16 protein-coding genes are annotated in these 20126 nt (G+C 39.9%); 12 read left to right on the forward strand and 4 right to left on the reverse strand.

Translation table 11 applies throughout. From position 1 onward, the window contains the following. The first annotated feature begins 673 nt into the window (after window positions 1-673). Both ACFG4S_RS06845 and ACFG4S_RS06850 read left to right on the forward strand, forming a co-directional pair. Entirely contained in the window at window positions 674-2353 is a 1680-nt protein-coding gene (locus tag ACFG4S_RS06845) for a protein kinase (protein WP_392534074.1), read from the forward strand. A gap of 93 nt (window positions 2354-2446) precedes the next feature. Next, a complete protein-coding gene (locus ACFG4S_RS06850; protein WP_392534075.1) occupies window positions 2447-4606 on the forward strand; it encodes a protein kinase in 2160 nt (719 codons plus the stop codon). A 399-nt stretch (window positions 4607-5005) separates the two neighbouring features. On the opposite strand, the gene ACFG4S_RS06855 is transcribed toward ACFG4S_RS06850, so the two are convergent. The 4 genes from ACFG4S_RS06855 to ACFG4S_RS06870 form a co-directional block, all read right to left on the reverse strand. Beyond that, a complete protein-coding gene (locus tag ACFG4S_RS06855) occupies window positions 5006-5623 on the reverse strand; it encodes an NUDIX hydrolase (RefSeq protein WP_392534076.1) in 618 nt (205 codons plus the stop codon). 55 nt (window positions 5624-5678) lie between these two features. Beyond that, the gene (locus ACFG4S_RS06860) at window positions 5679-6263 is read right to left on the reverse strand and encodes a DUF4276 family protein (RefSeq protein ID WP_392534077.1); all 585 of its coding nucleotides are present in this window, start codon (window positions 6261-6263) and stop codon (window positions 5679-5681) included. Window positions 6264-6274: 11 nt separating this feature from the next. Then, on the reverse strand, window positions 6275-7447 hold the full coding sequence (locus ACFG4S_RS06865) for an AAA family ATPase (RefSeq protein WP_392534078.1): 1173 nt from the start codon (window positions 7445-7447) through the stop codon (window positions 6275-6277). Between the two features lie 139 nt (window positions 7448-7586). Next, the gene (locus ACFG4S_RS06870) at window positions 7587-8789 is read right to left on the reverse strand and encodes a phosphoglycerate kinase (protein WP_392534079.1); all 1203 of its coding nucleotides are present in this window, start codon (window positions 8787-8789) and stop codon (window positions 7587-7589) included. An 89-nt stretch (window positions 8790-8878) separates the two neighbouring features. On the opposite strand from ACFG4S_RS06870, the gene ACFG4S_RS06875 reads away from it, so the two are divergent. The 10 genes from ACFG4S_RS06875 to ACFG4S_RS06920 all read left to right on the forward strand — a co-directional run bounded on the left by ACFG4S_RS06875 (window position 8879) and on the right by ACFG4S_RS06920 (window position 19936). Further along, on the forward strand, window positions 8879-9286 hold the full coding sequence (locus ACFG4S_RS06875) for a universal stress protein (RefSeq protein ID WP_392534080.1): 408 nt from the start codon (window positions 8879-8881) through the stop codon (window positions 9284-9286). A gap of 546 nt (window positions 9287-9832) precedes the next feature. Further along, window positions 9833-10522 (forward strand): PEP-CTERM sorting domain-containing protein, encoded by a 690-nt coding sequence (locus tag ACFG4S_RS06880; protein ID WP_392534081.1) that lies wholly within the window; start codon window positions 9833-9835, stop codon window positions 10520-10522. Between the two features lie 688 nt (window positions 10523-11210). After that, window positions 11211-12272 (forward strand): uroporphyrinogen decarboxylase, encoded by a 1062-nt coding sequence (gene hemE / locus ACFG4S_RS06885; RefSeq protein ID WP_392534082.1) that lies wholly within the window; start codon window positions 11211-11213, stop codon window positions 12270-12272. 166 nt (window positions 12273-12438) lie between these two features. Continuing rightward, window positions 12439-13377 carry an NAD-dependent epimerase/dehydratase family protein gene (locus ACFG4S_RS06890; RefSeq protein WP_392534083.1) on the forward strand — a complete coding sequence of 313 codons (939 nt, stop codon included), beginning with the start codon at window positions 12439-12441 and terminating at the stop codon, window positions 13375-13377. A gap of 22 nt (window positions 13378-13399) precedes the next feature. Continuing rightward, a complete protein-coding gene (locus tag ACFG4S_RS06895) occupies window positions 13400-14155 on the forward strand; it encodes an ATP-grasp domain-containing protein (RefSeq protein ID WP_392534084.1) in 756 nt (251 codons plus the stop codon). A 578-nt stretch (window positions 14156-14733) separates the two neighbouring features. Continuing rightward, window positions 14734-15774, forward strand: coding sequence for a phosphate ABC transporter substrate-binding protein PstS (gene pstS, locus ACFG4S_RS06900; RefSeq protein WP_392534085.1), 1041 nt, complete (start codon window positions 14734-14736; stop codon window positions 15772-15774). Between the two features lie 185 nt (window positions 15775-15959). Next, a complete protein-coding gene (gene pstC / locus ACFG4S_RS06905; protein ID WP_392534086.1) occupies window positions 15960-16961 on the forward strand; it encodes a phosphate ABC transporter permease subunit PstC in 1002 nt (333 codons plus the stop codon). A gap of 98 nt (window positions 16962-17059) precedes the next feature. Further along, window positions 17060-17941, forward strand: coding sequence for a phosphate ABC transporter permease PstA (gene pstA / locus ACFG4S_RS06910; protein WP_392534087.1), 882 nt, complete (start codon window positions 17060-17062; stop codon window positions 17939-17941). 105 nt (window positions 17942-18046) lie between these two features. After that, on the forward strand, window positions 18047-18826 hold the full coding sequence (pstB, locus tag ACFG4S_RS06915; RefSeq protein ID WP_392534088.1) for a phosphate ABC transporter ATP-binding protein PstB: 780 nt from the start codon (window positions 18047-18049) through the stop codon (window positions 18824-18826). 327 nt (window positions 18827-19153) lie between these two features. Beyond that, complete coding sequence (locus ACFG4S_RS06920) at window positions 19154-19936, forward strand: phosphate ABC transporter ATP-binding protein (protein ID WP_392534089.1); 783 nt, start codon at window positions 19154-19156, stop codon at window positions 19934-19936. Window positions 19937-20126 lie beyond the last annotated feature (190 nt).

Below are 20126 nucleotides of genomic sequence, written 5' to 3' on the forward strand. Positions count from 1 at the left end.
TTTTCGATAAAAGTTTTATTAAATGCTCATGTTTTCTAACTAATAACAATTGAGGTAAGAGTCTGTAATAGATAACTTATTCTAAATTAGAATTGATTTGTTCCAGTGAAACTAAATATTAATTTTTTCATTCTAATAGACTACTTTTTTAATCAATCGTGCTTAAGTCAGACTTTCAAATAATCTCAGCTTTATCAAGAAAATGCAATAGCAGTTCAGATAATATAAGCGGACACTTAAGACTATCAAGTGGACAGTTAAGACAGTTAAGACAGTTAAGTGGACACTTAAGACAGTTAAGACAGTTAAGCAAAGAATTAAAATTTTTAAAACAGTTAATAAAGAATAATTACCAACTGTAATTTCTTTGGTTATATCTAGGAGGCGCACAATTGGCCATCTGAAGCATCTCGGGAGTGATTGAGATGAGAAAAAGGCAGTGAGTGATAAAAGCTACACATAATTAAATTTGTGTATTGATATTGCTGTGCCCCTACATAGTTGTGTTTTTGTAGGTTATGTTAGCGATCGCCTACATTAAGTATTGGTCTCTATTTAATCCACATTCCTTAGGATTCGGAATACTGTGCCCCTAACCTTTGCTAAGATATCCGAAAATAAGGGTATGTCCGTTGTAGTCACTGAATAAAACCTTAACTTATCCTTCAGCACCATGCAGGTCTATTGCAGCAAACAACACACAAATACTAATGGTAACCGCTTTTGTACCCATTGCGGCGAGCCATTAGCTCTTGTTGTGGGACAGGTTATAGATAATCGCTATCAAATCATCCGTCAACTAGGACAGGGCGGCTTTGGACGCACCTACTTGGCGGAGGATAAAAATCAATCCCATCAAACCTGTGTGCTGAAGGAATTTGCGCCCCAAGTACAACAACAACAAGATTTACAAAAAGCTAAAGAGTTATTTGAGCGAGAAGCTAATGTCCTCAAAAAACTCCAGCATCCGCAAATTCCCCGTTTTCACGCTTCGCTACAAGTAAAAATAGGTACTAGAGATTTTTTCTTTTTAGTACAAGATTATGTGGATGGTGACAATTTCGATCAATTATTAGAACAGCGCCAAAGTCAAGGAAAAGCCTTTAGTGAAGAAGAAATAATTACCTTACTCCAACAGATTTTACCAGTTTTATCATATATCCATTCACAAGATGTAGTTCACCGTGATATCTCTCCCGATAATTTGATTTGGCGGCGTTCTGATAATCTACCAGTGCTGATTGATTTTGGTGGTGTCAAGCAATTGCCAGCTTCTCAAGGTTTTTGGCAGACTAAACTGGTGGGAAATAATACTTTGTTAGGTAAAAAAGGTTATGCGCCAGAAGAACAACTACGGCAAGGTAAAGTATTTTTAAGTAGTGATTTATACTCTTTAGCGGTAACTACTTTAGTCTTGCTGACGGGGCAGGAACCACAAAAGTTATACGATAGTTATCAGGGAATTTGGTATTGGGGAAAGCAAATCCGAGTGAGCCCCAAATTAGAGTCTGTATTAAAAAAGATGCTGGCTTATAAACCGAGCGATCGCTACCAAAGAGCCGAGCAAATCCTCAAAGATTTACCATCGCCAAATGCTACCCAACCACCGAATAATTATATTACCAAGATTAAAACGATGGTAGTTGCTCCGGGAAAGCAACGCGCAACTGCTATTATCAGTAGATTTCAGAATAGAACACAAGCCATTGCTAAACCAATATCTTTTCCCCTTTGGATTCGCCCTTTTATGATGAGTTTAGGGGCGACGGCTGTAGTTGGATTAACTTTGGCGGTGGGAAATGCACTTGTTCGGAGTATAACTTCAATCACTATCCCATCTATTTCATTACCGCAAATTCCCCAATTACCGGGTAGTAAACCAACCAGCGACAAAGGCACAAGTCGCAATCTCCAGGAAATTATCAATCGTCGCCAACAGCTAGAAATTACTGAAGGATTTTTTATTCCCTTTGTGGATAATTTATTTTATACAAAAAAACCAGAATTAAAGGGACGTAGCCTAACATCTAAACCTGAAGACGCTGGTTTACGAGATGAATGGTCTAGTATTGCTGACGATTTATTAAACAAAATAGAACAGGCTAACCTCAGTACAGCATCTCGTCAAAAACTGGGGAAATATACTGCACAAGATTATGAAATATGGCGACGACAAGCGCGATCGGGGCAATTGGGCGATTATACAATCGATCGGCTGAATAAGGAAACAAATGAAAAGTTTGATCGGTTGTTTCCAGACCAGCAGCGTGGGAAACTGAATCAACAGACTTTCGGTCAAATTTGGTATGCGATCGCTGCCGATCGAGTCGATAAAGTACAATCTGGCAAGTAAGGGGACTGGGGACTGGGGACTGGGGATTGGGGACTGGGGACTGGGGACTGGGGATTGGGGAAGACTCACTACATGACAAATGACAAATGACAAATGACAAAATTACATTGTTCTCAAGGACATGAAAATTCCCCAGGTAGCCGCTTTTGTCTCCAGTGTGGTGAAAAATTATTGGACACATTTATGAGTTATGGTATACAAGCAGGACTAACTTTAGGCGATCGCTATGTGATTGTGCGTCAAATTGGTCAAGGTGGTTTTGGACGCACTTATTTAGCTGAAGATGTCAATCGTTTCCGCGAACTTTGTGTTTTAAAAGAATTTTCTCCCCAAGTTCAAACCGCTTACGTTGTCCAAAAAGCCGAAGAACTGTTTGAGAGAGAAGCTAATGTTCTCTATCAGCTGCAACATCCGCAAATTCCCCGCTTCCGCGAACTCCTTCGGCTCAACTTAGGAGGCAAAGAATATCTGTTTTTGGTGCAAGATTATGTAGAAGGGGAAACTTACAACTCTTTGTTAAATACCCGAACAAAGCAAGGTTTGCGTTTTACAGAAGCCGAAGTACGTCAATTGTTGCTGCAAATTTTACCTGTGTTGGAATACATCCACTCACTAGGGGTAATTCATCGAGATATTTCTCCAGATAATTTAATGCTTCGTACTGTTGACAAATTGCCAGTATTAATTGATTTTGGTGGTGTTAAACAGGTAGTAGCAACTGTAGCTTCGCAATATTACGAACCTGGCGTAGTGGCATCATCTCCATCACCAACCCTATTAGGTAAAATCGGATTTGCTCCCCCAGAACAGATGCAAACTGGGTTGGTATCTCCCCACAGCGACTTATATGCTTTGGCTGCAACAATGTTGGTTTTACTGACAGGTAAGTTACCCCAAGAATTAATTGATACTTATAATCTTACCTGGGAATGGCGGCGAGAAGTTAGCATAAGTCCCCTGTTGGGACAAGTATTAGATAAAATGCTATCAGCCAGACCAGGCGATCGCTATCAATCTGCAACTCAAGTACTCCAAGCTATCAATCCGCCCCCAGTCAACTATCCCCCCAATCAATATCCCACTTCACCACAAACTACATCCGGCACCATCGCTATCTCACCCCCTCCCCCATCCCCCTCATACTCCTCATCTCCCTCATCTCCCCAATGGACACTAACAAAAACCTTCCTCGCAGCCCTGTTAGGAGTTAGTAGTGTTGGATTAATTTTGTGGGGAGTGAATAGCAGCCGCAATCCTGTTAAAGTTGAACCTAATCCCACAGCCAGCCCAATCCCAACCAATAATCAGCCAACCGATCCTTTAGCGCAATATTCACCAGCCGAACGCCAGCGTAAAGAAAAATTAAGCGATCGCCGTCAACAATTGGGTATTGACTCTAACTTTTATGTGAACTTGGTGAATCAGGTTTTTTGGGACAAAAATCCGAGTTTAAGGGGACGCACACTTAGTAATGGTCCAGAAGACGAGAGTTTGCGAGCAGAATGGGATAAAACAGCTTCCGAATTGCTGGAAAAGCTTGCACCATTGAGTAATAAAGCACGTCAGCAACTGGGAACTTATACAACTGCTGAACGCGATCGCTGGAAAGTGGAAGTCAACAAAATCAACGTTGGTAGTCGTTCTTTGTATGATTTGGGCGACGCAGCTTTCTTCAGTGTATTTCCAGAACAACGCGATCGAGATTTTACCAATCAGCCCATTGGACAAGTTTGGTACGGATTTGTTAGCGATAAACTCAGTGCGATCGTTGCTGGTAGGGCTTTCGAGAAACTTGCCTTTGAACCGGGTGCCAAGAGTAAAACAGCCAGCGGTACTCTGCAACCTGGTGGTGGTAAAGTATTCATTGCTAAACTTGCCAAAGATCAAGCTCTGGAGTTGAAGCTAGAAGCAAATTCCCAAGTTTTGTTATCAGTCTATTCACCGTCTGGCAAAATCAAACTTTTAGAAGACTCTACTCAGCGCACTTTGTCAAGTAAATTACCAGAAAACGGTTTTTACGAGTTTGTTGTCGTTTCCACAGCATTGAAATCAGTAGATTATCAACTCACCATTACAGCGGAAACTCCCACGTTAACACCGACGCCTACGCCAACTCCAACTCCTACGACTACTCCAACTCCTACACCAACACCCACACCCACGCTAACACCTACGCCAATACCCACGCCCACGCCCACAGAAACCTCCATACCTGAACCTACACCAACACCGACTGCTGAGACAACGCCCTAATGTTTTTGAAAGAGGGTGCAGGGACGCAAAGATAGGGAACACAGAGAATACTTTCACCCTGTCTTCCACTCGCAATACGGTTCGGATAAGCAGGGGAGCCAATTGAAGGAACTACTAAGCTGTTACGCATAAAACTAGTACATTTACCTGATGATGGTTGACGGTTGACTGATGACCGATAACCGTCAACGATTATAAACAGTAGACCTCTTGCAAAAGTGCTTTTTGCAAAAGGTGGGAAAAGGGAAAAGGTTAAAGGGGAAGGTGGGGTCCCCTCTGGGGATAAGGGGCGGGGGAAAATACAAAACCTTTCCCCCTTTCCACTTTCCCTTTTCCCTTTTCCCTTTTCCCGACTTCTGCAAGAAGTCTAGTGTTTATATAATTTAGACGCATATCAGCTTAATCAAAGTCTGTCGGTAAATCTGGTTGGCGATAATGCTGGAAAAGTCGGGTGATTTGGGCTGGCGTCACACGTCCAAGAGAAAGTTCTGGTAACGCATTTTCTGGAAAAAAATCTACTGCTTCAGTTTCAATACTTGATGATGGAGAACCACCAATAATTTCACATTGAAAAAATAGCTTATAGACAGAAAAGGGAAACGGTGGATGTCCCTGTTTGTCTCTGTCATAAACTGCTAGTAATTTGATAGCGCGTGCTTGATATCCAGATTCTTCATATACTTCTTTCACAACTACCTCGCTGGGAGACTCACCAACATCAGCCCATCCACCAGGTAAAGTCCAGCAACCGTCAGATATTTCCTTGACTAACAAGATAGTATCATCCTGAAAAATACCTGCGCGTACATCAACCTTAGGAGTTGCATATCCGGCTTCGCGGCTAAATAAATCAAGGACATAGCTATGTTCAACATTTGAGTGATTAGCGATGATTTCTGTGGCGATCGCTCTTAATTGTTTGTAGCGTTCGAGATCGTAAACGCCTTCAGAATAAGTTAAACCATTTTGGGCGATCGCTTGTAACTTTTGCGCCCATTCCAGCCATTTAGTTTCCACGGTTTTTTACACTTTTTAAGTAAGTAAACATCACCAATAATCCAAGTATGAAGTTTCAGCTTATGATAGTTTTTAATCCATCTCGAAAAACCTGAAAACTTTTAGAGAGGTTGTTTTCTATATTCATGTGCGGAGAAACTTTATGAGCAAAGTCTATCTTTTGCAAACCTGTCTGATATCCATATTGTTTCAAAATTCGATCTAGTTGCTCCCATGTACCTCCAGTTATAGCATCTGGATTACGAAATTTAGTTTTTTGCGACAAAGAAGCAGGAATCCGTTCATATTCAACTCGTATTGCTTGTACATCACCCAGAAACCATGATTCCAGTTCTTCTACAGCAATTCTATGGAGAACAATATTTCCTTTTTGTTTGGTTACTATACTACTAGCATTACAGAGTTTATTTTTTAATTCTTGGCAATTATCTCTATCTTGATCTACTATAATCACGATTCGCCAGTCATCAGGTATAAATTTAGAATACGCTTGCATACGTTCAGGTAATTTCTTTAATAGTCTGTCTTTATTTTGAAAGTTATGGATTTTAAATGTATGAATATTACCTATGATTTTGGGTACAATAAAATTTAAAGTAACTTCGGTGGAATATTCTTCTACTAAAAATTCTATATGCATGATTGATATTACTAATAAGGTAATCCTCTAAGATATCCCTCAGACCAAAGATCACCTAAACCTGCTTGGGATTCTATAAAATGCTTGGCTTCAGGTATTTGGTCAGCCCTTGTAACAGTTGCATAACCCTTGTCATCACGTTGGAAAATCCAAAGTTGTCCAGCATCTTTTATTGTGTTAACAAAAAATGGTGAGTGAGTAGAAACAAATACTTGTGCGCGTTGCGAGTAAGCCTGAGCTTCCTCACTTAAAGAATCAAGAAGTCGATGGTGCAGTCCATTCTCTGGCTCTTCAATGCAAAGTAGTTGAGGAGGATTAGGGTCGTTTAATAATATCAAATATGCTAGTAATTTTAGTGTCCCATCTGAGGAGAACCTAGCTAGAAATGGTTTGTTAAAAGGTGCATCTTTAAATAAAAGAGCCAATCTGCCATCAATTGTTGGCTCCGACTCCACTTTTTCTAACTGAGGAACACGGCTAGCCAGTAACTTCAAAATTTTAGATAAAGTTTCCTGATGTTCATCAGCAAGGTATTGAACTACATTGGCAATATTGTCTCCTTCACGAGAGAGATGTTCCATTGCACCAGCAGTTGCTAGCTGACGAGCTTGATCTGGTATGAAATAAGAAAGAAACCATCCCTCAATAAAACGGCGCAAACTAGCAATTCGTGGATTATCCGATAATTGACCTATAGTTTTAATGGCAAGAGAACTTGGATCATCCATTTGATAATGGATTCTCCTGTCATTTATTTCTGGATTTTCACCACTAATTACTTCACCTCCACCATTTTCAAACTTAAGAAAATCAAATGGTTTTCCATGAGAACCGCGCTTCCATTTCAGAGTTTCTCTTGAAATAATTGGCGCTCCATTTTGTAAAGCAATAGCCACTGTATACGTGATTTTAGGAGATTTATTATCTTCACGATACTTAATTAAAATTTCGATTTCTTGACCTTGACAATCACGGGAGATAACCTCTTGAAATCTTCCTCGCTTTTCTAGCGCTTTACGAACATTGGTAGTTAGGCAATCCGACAAGAAACCTATCACATCAAAAAAAGTAGTCTTGCCACTACCATTAGGGCCAAGGAAAACAGAAAAAGGTTTGATATCTTTTAGGGTTATATTTTGGAGAACTCTATAGTTTTTGACTGAAATTTCTTCAATTCTTGCCATTACAAAATCACTTCCATAACTTTGGTCGTATGGTTGCAGAAATATTAACAAAAATAGAAAGGGCACAGTACAACTGTACCCCTACTAAATTTGCAATCAACTTAGTTGAGCTTAACAATAGCTTAAGAACTAACTTTAATTACGCATCATCTAAAGCTGCAATTCCAGGTAATACCTTACCTTCAAGCAACTCTAAGCTAGCGCCGCCACCGGTGGAGATGTGGCTCATTTGATCGGCTAAACCGACCTTTTCCACAGCCGCTACTGAGTCGCCGCCGCCAATAATAGTAGTCGTGCCAGTTTTGCTAATTTCAGCGAGGGTATGAGCGATCGCTTCTGTACCTACTGCAAACTTATCAAACTCAAACACACCCATTGGTCCGTTCCAAATTACCGTTTTGGTATCTGCAAGGGCTTCTTGGAAAACTTTCACTGAGTCTGGACCAATATCCAAGCCCATACCATCATCGGGAATATTCTCAATGCTGACGGTTGTGGCGTTAGCATCGGGAGCAAACTTGTCTGCTGATACGATATCCGTAGGTAACAAGAAGGTAACGCCGCGTTCCTTAGCCTTAGCTTCCAAAGTTCTGGCTAGTTCTAGCTTGTCTTCTTCTACCAATGATTTACCAACACTCAAACCACGGGCTTTATAGAATGTGAAAATCATTCCACCGCCGATAATTAGCTTGTCGCACTTCTCCAGCAACGTTTCAATCACGCCAATTTTACTAGAAACCTTGGAACCGCCAATAATTGCCGCCAAAGGACGTTGGGGATTTTCAATGGCGTTTTGCAGATATTCCAATTCCTTCTCAACCAAATATCCAGCCACAGAAGGACTGAGGAATTTAGTCACACCTTCAGTAGAAGCATGGGCGCGGTGTGCAGTACCAAAAGCATCATTTACATAAAAATCAGCATTAGCTGCTAATTTTTGGGCAAATTCTGGATTGTTTTTCTCTTCTTCTGGGTAAAAACGGACATTTTCTAGTAAAAGCACTTGGCCATTTCCCAAAGCTGCCACCTTGGCTGCAACTTCATCGCCAATGGAATCATTAGTTTTAACGACTTCTTGCCCCAGTAACTCAGACAGACGCTTGGCAACGGGAGTTAGGCGTAATTTTTCATCTACACCCTTGGGACGCCCAAAATGGCTTACTAGAATCACCTTAGCGCCCTTCTGAGTCAAATCTCTGATGGTTGGCAAAGCGGCGCGAATGCGAGTATCGTCGGTAATGTTTCCTTGTTCGTCCACAGGCACATTGAAGTCAACCCGCACCAAGGCACGTTTTCCAGAAATATCAGCCGAAGATAAACTTGCTAAACTTTTTTTGGACACACCAAACTCTCCTGATTACCTTTTTGTTATTGTTTTGAAAGTAGAACCATCCAGATTTTACCGGAGTCAGGGGTCCCCAGGTGACAGAGATGTTTAAAACAGTCCTATTTCCTATCGATCAAAGCCGGGAAACGCGGGAAGCTGCTGATGTAGTTACCAACGTTGTCCAAAAGTACGGTAGTCGCTTGGTGCTGCTGTCTGTGGTAGAAGAACCACCTCCAGACGCGCTGAGTGCCGATCCGATGGTATCGCCAGAGGTTGTTGCCAAATTGCTAGAAACTGCCCAATCTTTGTTTTCTGGGCAAGGAATTCAATCCGAAGTTCTGGAAAGGCAAGGTAAACCAGCTTTTACTATCTGCGATGTCGCTGATGAAATTGGAGCAGATTTAATCATTATGGGGTGTCGGGGGCTAGGCTTGACTGAAGAGGGAGCTGATGATAGCGTCACCACTCGCGTAATTAACCTTTCCCCTTGTCCAGTGTTAATTGTGCCCTGAAAACCTGTAGCGTGCGTTAACACAGTGTAACGCACCGCCTAAAATGTCTTGAACCATTTTTGTATAGGGGCTTAATCAAAACAACTTGCCTTTAGGAGATTAACTTTCATGACGTATATCTCCCGAAAAACTCTCAGCTTTAAAGATTTTCGGCATTGCATAAATGCGGGATGAATCAGCGAAACACAGGTATTTCTCGATACTTTAAATAATAAATTAACAATCATATTGAATGTTTAATTCGCTTCGATGCGTTTCTTCTAACAACTAGAATTGCACAAAATAACCTTCACATAATCTTTAAAGATATTTTAGTATATACACCGTATCTTTTGTCAGTCATAAAAATCAAAATAGAGTTATAAAGCATCAAGATAAATTTACATCTTTGAGCTTGTTTAACCCAACAACAGTCATATATAAAGACCTGATAATCTTTATCATTATCTTCTAGTTTGTTGGAGTTATGAAACCAGCTTTCATAGCTAGATTTCAAGAAAAGTTCAGTCTTAATTATCTTTGTGTTCTTCAAGATTTATTACTAGAATGCTGCAAAAAATCTCTTTGGCTTTACTCGGAATAACTGCTGTAGTCATCAGTGCAAATCCAGCTAGTGCCGTAACTCTACAAGTCAACGCTGGCCCATTTTCTAGCTACGCTGATGCCAAAACTGTCACCTTTGACGATGGGACAGCAAACGATCCTAATGGATTTCTTACTTACTCTAATATTACTAGCAACATTGTTCAAGGTAGCGTTTCTAGTCAATACGCCTCACCTTATGGGGATAACACCAAATTTCTCACAATTTCTCCATCAGGTAGTAATGTTGCAGGCGACAGTGGTTTTGTTAATATTAACTTCAAAGAAGCTGTTAATTACTTCGGTTTTTATGCAGGTTCATTGGATGATTACAACTTTGTTGACATTTACAAAGGTAATCAGTTGTTAAAGACTTTTAGTGGTGCAGATGTGCCAACTGCTATAGCTAATGGTAGTTGGACTAGCTCTGAAGCTAATATGTTTATCAATCTTGTAGCTGATACAGGAGAAACATTTGACCGAGTTGTGATGCGCTCAAATGGTATTGCCTTTGAAACAGATAACCACGCTTATAGACTAGCCAGCCAGAGCGTTCCCGAATCTAACGCGATGTTAGGTGTGTTAGCAATAGGTGCTTGTGGTATGACTTCTCTCTTCAAACGATTAAAACAGAAAGTGACAGTGAAAGGATAAATTAATCAAGATACCGATTGAAAATCCTTAAGGATGTGTCTCTGCGCTTGGCGTAGAGACACATTTGTTATTTGTCATACAGTTTTCCTCATACGTTTCCTTGATGTATAAGCGACAGGTGCCTTTTTATGTAGGACTCAAAGCAATAATTTCAGGGGATAAGCTAAAAAACAATAACTTGTAGCGCTTGCTGGCATTGTTTTTATGTAGGACTCAAAGCAATAATTTCAGGGGATAAGCTAAAAAAAATAACTTGTAGCGCTTGCTGGCATTAGATTAATACTGTAGCAAGGCAACCGAGCGCTCATATCCAAAATATTATCAAATATTACTAGTCCTGCACAGCGCAAATAAACCACCCATTTGAAATGTCTACAACCCTTACGCAATCATAATTACGAATTAGGAATTATGAACTTGTACTGAGCGTCTTACCCTGAGTTTCGACTACGCAAAAATCGAGCGACTTGCACTGAGCGGCGTCGAAGTGAGTCGAGATTCAACTACCGCGAAGCTGTTCGCGCAGCGTCTCCGACAGGAGAAGGGAGCCGAAGTATTACGAATTACGCCTTGCAGTACTAGTATGCCCTCCTACTCACCTTTTCCTGAGAACCTGCTGGAAAAGCGTAATCCGAGAATGATAAGCTAAACAGTGGCATAAATAAAGTGACTTAGGATGAAGTGATAAATGGGTGTTTCTTTAACAACTCCTCATCTCTTACGTGCTGCTCGTGGTGAAGTAGTAGATCGTCCCCCTGTATGGATGATGCGACAAGCGGGGCGATATATGAAAGCATATCGAGACTTAAGAGAAAAGTATCCTTCGTTTCGCGATCGCTCGGAAATTCCAGAAGTAGCAATTGAAGTTTCCTTGCAACCTTGGAAAGCCTTTCAACCAGATGGTGTAATTTTATTTTCTGACATTGTTACCCCATTACCTGGTTTGGGCATTGACATGGACATTGCGGAAGGGAAAGGGCCAATTATTTACTCGCCCCTCCGCACTCAAGAACAAATTGACAGTCTGCATCCCCTAGAACCAGAAGCAGCTCTACCATTTATCAAGACAATTTTGCAAGCCCTGCGCTCCGAAGTAGGCGATAAATCAACGGTGTTGGGCTTTGTGGGTGCGCCGTGGACATTAGCAGCTTATGCAGTGGAAGGAAAAGGTTCCAAAACCTACTCCATCATCAAAAATATGGCATTTTCCGATCCAGCGATACTGCATCAACTGTTAGCTAAATTAGCAGATGCGATCGCCATCTATGCCCGCTACCAAATAGACTCCGGTGCCCAAGTGGTGCAAATGTTCGATTCTTGGGCGGGTCAATTGAGTCCTCAAGACTATGACACCTTTGCTCTACCCTATCAACAGAGAGTTTTCCAGCAAGTCAAGCAAACCCACCCCGATACACCGTTGATTTTGTTAGTGAGCGGTAGTGCAGGTGTGTTGGAAAGAATGGGTCAATCAGGTGCAGATATAGTCACTGTAGACTGGGCAGTGGATATGGCAGATGCACGGGCAAGATTGGGCAAACAAGTCAAAGTTCAAGGAAACCTTGATCCAGGCGTGTTATTCGGCTCTAAACAGTTTATCCGCGATCGGATTTATGATACCGTTCACAAAGCTGGTAATTGGGGTCATATTCTCAATCTCGGTCACGGTGTTTTACCAGAAACTCCAGAAGAAAATGTCGCGTTCTTCTTTGAAACCGCCAAGGAACTGAATCTTGCGGGAGTTAAAAGTTAGGAGTCATTCAATTTTAGATTTTAGATTTTAGATTTTTCCTTCAATCCGAAATCCAAAATTCAAAATCTAAAATTTCTAGAGTTATTAAGTTATCAGTTGCAATTTGGAACTTTTAACTTTATTCTTAACTCTTTAATTTTAACTCCTAATATTTGATAAATTTTCTATGAGCCAGAAACGGATTTTAGTGACTGGTGCAAGTGGTTGTATAGGTCATTATTTAGCAGAAGCCTTAATTAAGGAAACAGATTACGAGCTATTTCTGCTAGTTAGAAACCCAAGTAAACTGCAAGTTGATACTCAGGCACGTCCAGGTATCAATGTTTTGCAAGGTGATATGCAAAACATTAGCCAATTTGCCGATTTGCTATCAACAATTGATACAGCAGTACTCACCGCCACAGCTTGGGGTGGTGAGCAGACATTTGAGATTAATGTCAACAAAACTATAGAGTTGATGGAACTGCTAGATCCAAATAAATGCCAACAAGTAATTTATTTTTCGACAGCTAGCGTTTTGGATCGGCACAATCAACCACTCAAAGAAGCTGGGGAAATTGGTACAGATTATATCCGTTCCAAATATGAGTGTTTACATCAAAAAGAAAAATTAAAAATAGCATCTAAAATCACCACAGTTTTTCCCACTTTAGTTTTAGGTGGTGATGCGAATAAACCCTATTCTGCTGTGACATCGGGCATTTCAGAAGTAACAAAATATATTAATTTGATTCGCTTTCTTGATGCAGATGGTAGTTTTCATTTTATCCACGGGCGAGATATTGCTACTGTAGTGCTATATTTAATCGATCATCCTCCTGAAAACGATCGATCGCGTATGTTTGTCTTAGGTCAATCAAAATTAACTGCTAATCAAGCAATAGAAGAAGTTTGTGCTTATTTGGACAAAAAGATTTACTTTCGCATTCCCGTATCTATAGCGTTAGCAAATTTGATTATTGTTTTGTTCCGCATTCAGATGGCTGCTTGGGATAGATTCTGCATGAACTATCGGCATTTCAGTTATGAAAATGCGATTAATCCTAGCAGTTTTGGTTTGCCAAATTACTGTGCAACCATGACTGATGTTTTGAAAATAACTTGAGGCAAAGTTTTTATATAAAGTCGTGATTTCTAAAGCGTTTATTCAGGAACAGGGCAACGGACGGCTCCGAGAAGAAGAACAGCGGGTTGTTGAGGAGCTTAACCGACGTACAATTCCAGTTACCTTTTACACTGAAAAGCGTATTCGTCGCAAGCAGCTTTCGCTTGATGATAAATCCTTAGTTGTTGGAGATATGCCCTGTATTTCTGGAGCATTGAAGCAGCTTTCCATTCCTGAACCTGAACCGAATGATTATCCGGCTTCATTAAGTGAGTTTTTACATCGTCGCGTCTGGCATTCGACGCTTGGGGAATTGGAATTAGGGCTACGAGATGGCAACTATCCAGCGACATTTGCCAAACCAGCCAAACGCCGCAAGCGTTTTACAGGGTGGGTGTTTGAGTCTGATTACGATCTGTCTCAGGTTTACAGCGTCTCACGCCAAGAAAAGGTGCTGTGTTCTGAGGTTGTCACTTGGCTCAGTGAGTACCGAGTTTATGTTGTTGATTCAGAAATTAGGAGCGTGGATTACTATGCTGGCAACATAGAAGTTCCGATTGATATTGAAGAGGTATGCCGAGCCATCGAAGCATTAGATAAAGCAGGTGAGTCCTATGCAGGTTATGCAATCGACTTTGGAGTGTTGGCTTCTGGTCAAACTGCTTTGGTAGAAATGAATGACGGCTTCGCGATCGGTGCTTACAGTATTGATAGCAAAAACTATACTGATATGATTTGGGCAAGGTGGGAGGAACTTCTGGCACAGCGCGAAGGTTAACACTTCAAGGTGTAACTTTGGTTATAGCGACCTAATTTTGGGTTATTCGTACAGATATTTATGCTATAGCAATCCTAAATGAGTTGTGAAAATTTGCGTTCTCCAGATCCCCGACTTCTCAAAGAAGTCGGGGATCTAATTTTTCGCGAATGATTTAGGACTGCTATATGGCAATCCTAATTTGATTTCGTTTAAATCACAAGGCTTCAGATCCCCAACTTTTTTAAATGAAGTCGGGGATATAGTTTTTCACGAATGATTTAGCATTGCCTATCAATTCCAGCAACTCACCAATAAACACACATTTTCTATCTATTTTGTACTTAAGTTATATTTTTTTAATTGTGTTGTGAGTCCTTTTTAAGGATTGAAATTTGACTTTAATTTTTCATCAATATGTTATTGCTAAATCAATCTAATCAATTAAATATAAATAGGTAAAAAACTGTTTAAAACTAAAATTTAAACGCAGTTTAACTTGCTGTTTATCTATCGTTAAATTATTGTTAACCATAAAAAATGTAGCTTATTTAAGGCTGTGATTACAGCAGGGAAATATTCCTTTAATCAGAGGTAATATGATTTTTTCGACCACCATCTTGAATCGTGTCGTTGCAACTTCATTAGTGACAACTTCTGTTGCACTTAGTCCAATATTTGGGGCGATCGCCCAAGCTGAAACACTCAACGGTGCAGGAGCAACTTTTCCGGCTCCGCTTTACGAACGGTATGCTCGTGAAGTTAAGAAGAAATATCCAGATTTGAAAATTAACTACCAAGCAATTGGTAGCGGCGGCGGTATTCGTCAAGTGACTGCTGGAACCGTTGACTTTGGTGGTAGTGATGCTGCAATGAAAGATGATGAAATCGCTAAAGTCAAGAACGGTGTAATCTTAGTACCCACAGCGGGCGGTGCCGTTTCTGTGGTTTATAATATTCCAGGCGTTAACGATCTCAAATTGTCTCGTAGTGTGCTACCAGCAATTTTCTCAGGTCAAATTAGCAATTGGAATGACGCGAAAATTAAAGCTGATAATCCAGGTGTTAATCTACCAAATCAACCAATTAAATTTGCTGTTCGCGCCGATGGTAGCGGTACAACTTTCATTTTTACTAACCACTTGAGTACAATCAATGGTTATTTTAAAGGTAGAGTTGGAGCTAATACTGCTCCTAAATGGAATCTACCAAACGTCCTCAAAGGTAAAGGTAATCCTGGGGTAGCTGCCATAGTAAGTCGCACTCCTGGTTCTATAGGCTATGTTGAATATGCTTATGCTCTCAAAAATAATCTGAAATCAGCATTGGTACAAAATAAGAACGGAGAATTTGTTGCTCCTTCTTTACAATCTGCAAACGCAGCTTTGTCTACTGTCAATTTCCCTGATAACTACCGCGTTTTTGTTGGAGATCCAACACAAGGTTATCCCATCGTTGGCCTTACTTGGATGATGGTTTACAAAAAGTATGCTAGTGCTGCCAAAGCAGATGCAATCAAAAAATGGATAAATTGGGTATTAAAAGATGGTCAACAATATAATGATGACCTCAATTACACCAAGATTCCATCTGATGTGGCAAATCGTGTACTTCAGACAGTGAATAGTACTGTGAAGTAATCTTACTACTTTATTCTCCCAGTAGGGTTGGCAAATTACTATTAGTGTAAACTTAAGCAACACCCTTTTAGAATCTGGTAAATATTGTTAGTAAATATCATTTCCAGGCATAACCTGGAAATTCTTTTTTAGGGATATTACTGTTTGTCAACTCTACTTAAACGCAAACATTTATTTTATTTATAATGGCAAATTCATCGGAACCAGCCGACAAAAATTCATTACATCAGTCAAATCTAGATGATGAAAGTCTGAATCTGACAGTTATTGGTGGCAAAAATTTCTGGTTTGATCAAGGATTTACACGGCTAGTATACTTTTTTGCCGTGGTGACGTTTGCAGTATTATTTGTAATGACTTGGGTAATTTACCAAGAAGCTATACCAGCCATTAAAAACTTTGGATTGGGCTTTTTCTGGGGTCAAGATTGGGATACAGGTAATGGGATTTTTGGTGCATTACCTTATATCTATGGAACCTTAGTAAGTAGTGCGATCGCTATTTTATTGGCTGTACCAGTAGGAATTGCAGTCGCGTTGGTAACAAGTGAAAATTTCTTACCTTCATGGCTGCGAAGAATCTTAGCATTTGTTGTGGAATTAATCGCAGCAATTCCTAGCGTTATTGTTGGCTTGTGGGCTATTTTTGTGTTTATTCCAGTTTTGGAACCTTTAGAAAAGTGGTTAGGCAACAGTTTTAAATTCATACCACTATTTAATACGCAAGAACCTTCTGGAACAAATATGTTGACTGCTGGAATTATTCTAGCCATCATGATTTTGCCAACAATGGCAGCAATTACTCGTGATGTGTTACTGGCAACTCCTAAAGAATTACGTAGCGCATCTATGGCTTTAGGTGGTACTCGTTGGGAAACAATTTTTCGGGTTTTGCTACCAGCAGGATTTTCTGGAATAGTCAGTGCGGCAATGCTCGCCTTAGGACGTGCTTTGGGTGAAACAATGGCTGTGACAATGGTAATTGGTAATTCTGCTCAAATTAGTCTTTCTTTGCTCGATCCAGCTTATACAATCCCCTCTGTATTAGCTAATGAATTCGCGGAAGCAGAACCAGGGTTACATATTGGTGCTTTAAGCTATTTAGGATTAATTTTATTTGGGTTGACTCTAGCTGTAAATATTGGGGCTGTATTATTAGTGAAATGGTTTGGGAGAAAAAATAATTGAAGAAGAACTTTAAATTCCGAATCCAGAATTAATTATTATGCGTAATTGCTAATTTATATAGCAACTGTTTTGTTTATCAACCAAAAATTTGGAGAAATATGAGTGGTTACATTGAGCCGGAAACTGATGAATCTATAACGAGAGAATTATGTAGCCCCTTACCAAAAGAGCGAGTAATATTTACCTATTTAATGAATGCGATCGCCTTTGGTTTGACAGGTCTAGCACTCATCCCTTTATTATCAATTTTATGGGAAATTCTTGTTCGGGGAATATCTGGCATCAAATCGGAAATTTTTGTCAAAGCAGTAATTGATAATGGCTTTGGCAATGCCATCCTGGGAACCATAATCATGGTATGCATTGGTGCCCTATTAAGCATTCCTACAGGAATAATGACAGGAATTTTCTTGGCGGAATTCGATCAAACCAACCCAATTACTAATTTTGTTCGTTTTATCAGCAATATACTCACAGGTGTACCTTCAATTGTTGTAGGTATATTCGCTTACGGTATAATCGTTTTGGCAACTAAAGGATTTAGCGCGATCGCAGGTGGTTTTGCTTTAGCTGTGATTATGCTCCCCATAATTATACTGACAACAGAAGAATCGTTGAAACTTGTTTCCACATCTCAACGCCTCGCCTCTGCTGCTTTAGGTGGAACTCGCTTCCAAACTACTTTTCGCATTGTCCTAACTACGGCAATTCCCGGAATTACAACAGGCATTTTATTAGCTGTAGCTCGTGCTGCTGGTGAAACAGCACCTTTAATTTTTACTGCTTTATTTAGTTTAGATTGGTCAGAAGGATTGTTAAGTCCAACAGCTTCCTTACCAGTATTAATTTTTAATCTCTACAACGACCCAGACCCCGAAAAAGGTCAATTAGTATGGACTACTTCAATAGTTTTACTGGGCTTAATTGTATTTGTCAGTATCGTCTCTCGGTTAGTTATTAACCAGAGAAGAATCAAATGAAGAGTGCTGAGTGCTATTAGGGATAGTGGGGCGTTTAGCCCATGCTGAGTAGTGAGTCAGGTAAAAACCAATTTTTTTTGTTTTTGTTTCGCACCTTGGGTAAGTATGAGTAACCTAATTCCAGCTATCAAAGTAAAAAATATCAGTTTTTACTACGGGACAATTAAGGCGATCGAAAAAGTATCAATAGATATTTATCAAAACCAAGTAACTGCAATTATCGGTCCTAGTGGTTGTGGTAAATCTACATTCATTAAAATTCTTAATCGCATTAGTGAATTAGAAGGACCTGTAAAAGTTGAAGGGCTGGTAGAATTTTTTGGTCAAAATATTTATGCTCCTCGTGTCAATATCAATCGATTACGCCGCCAAATCGGGATGGTGTTCCAAAAACCGAATCCTTTTCCCATAAGCATTTACGAAAATGTTGCCTATGGTATGCGAATAGCAGGTAGGTATCCAAAAGTAGAATTAGATGAAATTGTCGAGTCTGCACTTCACAGCGCTGCTCTTTGGGATGAAGTCAAAGATAAGCTAGATAAATCAGCTTTCGGGCTTTCTGGTGGTCAGCAACAAAGATTATGTATTGCTCGTGCTTTAGCAGTTAAACCGAAAGTTCTGCTGATGGATGAGCCTTGCTCGGCTCTTGACCCCATCGCTACCATGAAAGTAGAGGAATTGCTCCATAATTTGCAATCTCAGTTAACGATCGCGATCGTTACCCACAATATGCAGCAAGCTGCTCGCGTCTCTGATTTTACTGCTTTCTTCAACACCGATGAAAGTCGCATTGGTCAGATGGTTGAATTTGGTGCCACAGAGCAAATCTTTAATAACCCACTTGACCCTCGTACCCGCGACTACATTTCAGGACGTTTCGGTTAAAAAGTCATTTCTCATTTGTCGTTGTTTAAGCTAATCGTCATTTAAATATTTGCGTTTTTCAGTCCCCGCTTCTTTCTAACGAAGCCGAATTGTGCAACTTAAAAGCACATTAGCTTGTTTCTTTGCATATCCCTTTGTTAATTTTCTCAAAGCTAATTTTTGTTACATAAGTTAATACAAACATTTAGTAAGGGTGTGTTTGCTATATATCTACTGTATATCTACGTAATTTCTATGAAGACCTCCTTTTAGGAGTAACATAGTGAAACAGTGCTGCTGATTTGTACTGTTTTACTTAGTTAAGTTTGTTTCACACGTTTTGGGAATATGAGTAAACTAATTCCAGCCATCAGAGTCAAAAACTTCAGCTTCTATTACGACACTCAAAAGATAGTTGAAGGCGTGTCAATGGACATTTACCAAAACCAAGTCACGGCAATTATTGGTTCTAGTGGTTGTGGCAAGTCTACTTTTATTAAATCGTTAAATCGGATGACTGAATTAGAAGCAGAAGTAAAAGTTGAAGGAAGAGTAGAGTTTTTTGGACAGAATATTTATGAGCGTCGTGTCAATTTAAGTAGGCTACGGCGCCAAATTAGTATGGTTTTTCCCAAGCCAAATCTTTTTCCTATGAGCGTTTATGATAATGTTGCCTATGGGGTTAAATTAGTTGGATGGCATCCGAAAGTAGAATTAGACGCGATTGTTGAATCTGCTATCAAAGCTGCCGAACTTTGGGAGGAACTGAAAAATAAATTGCACAAATCTGCTTTAGAGCTTTCCGGGGGACAACAGCAAAGATTATGTATTGCCCGCGCTCTAGCAGTTAAACCAAAAGTTCTTCTAATGGATGAACCTTGTTCAGGTCTAGATCCTATTGGTAGTATGAAAATTGAGAGTCTGATCCATAACTTGCGCTCTGAATTGACAATTGTGATGGTTACCCACAACATGCAGCAAGTTACTCGCTTATCTGATTTTACCGCTTTCTTTTGCAGTAATGAAAATCGGATTACTCAAATGGTTGAATTTGGTACTACAAATAAAATCTTTACTAATCCTCTTGATTCGCGTACCCGCGATTACGTTTTTGCCCGCGTCAGTTGTTGAAGTATTTTTTAACTTCTCGGGTCTATCATATAATATTGAGTGGGAATTATGGATTGAATTTAATTCCCACCCATTTTGATTTTTTCTGATGATTGGTAATCCTAACTAAGTTGACAGCATTTTTTATACTATATATTGCAGAGAAGTATTTGCTTGAGACCACCTGAGTGAGAAAATGAAATGTCCCCGA

This window comes from Nostoc sp. C117 (genome assembly GCF_043099735.1).
GTDB lineage: Bacteria > Cyanobacteriota > Cyanobacteriia > Cyanobacteriales > Nostocaceae > Nostoc.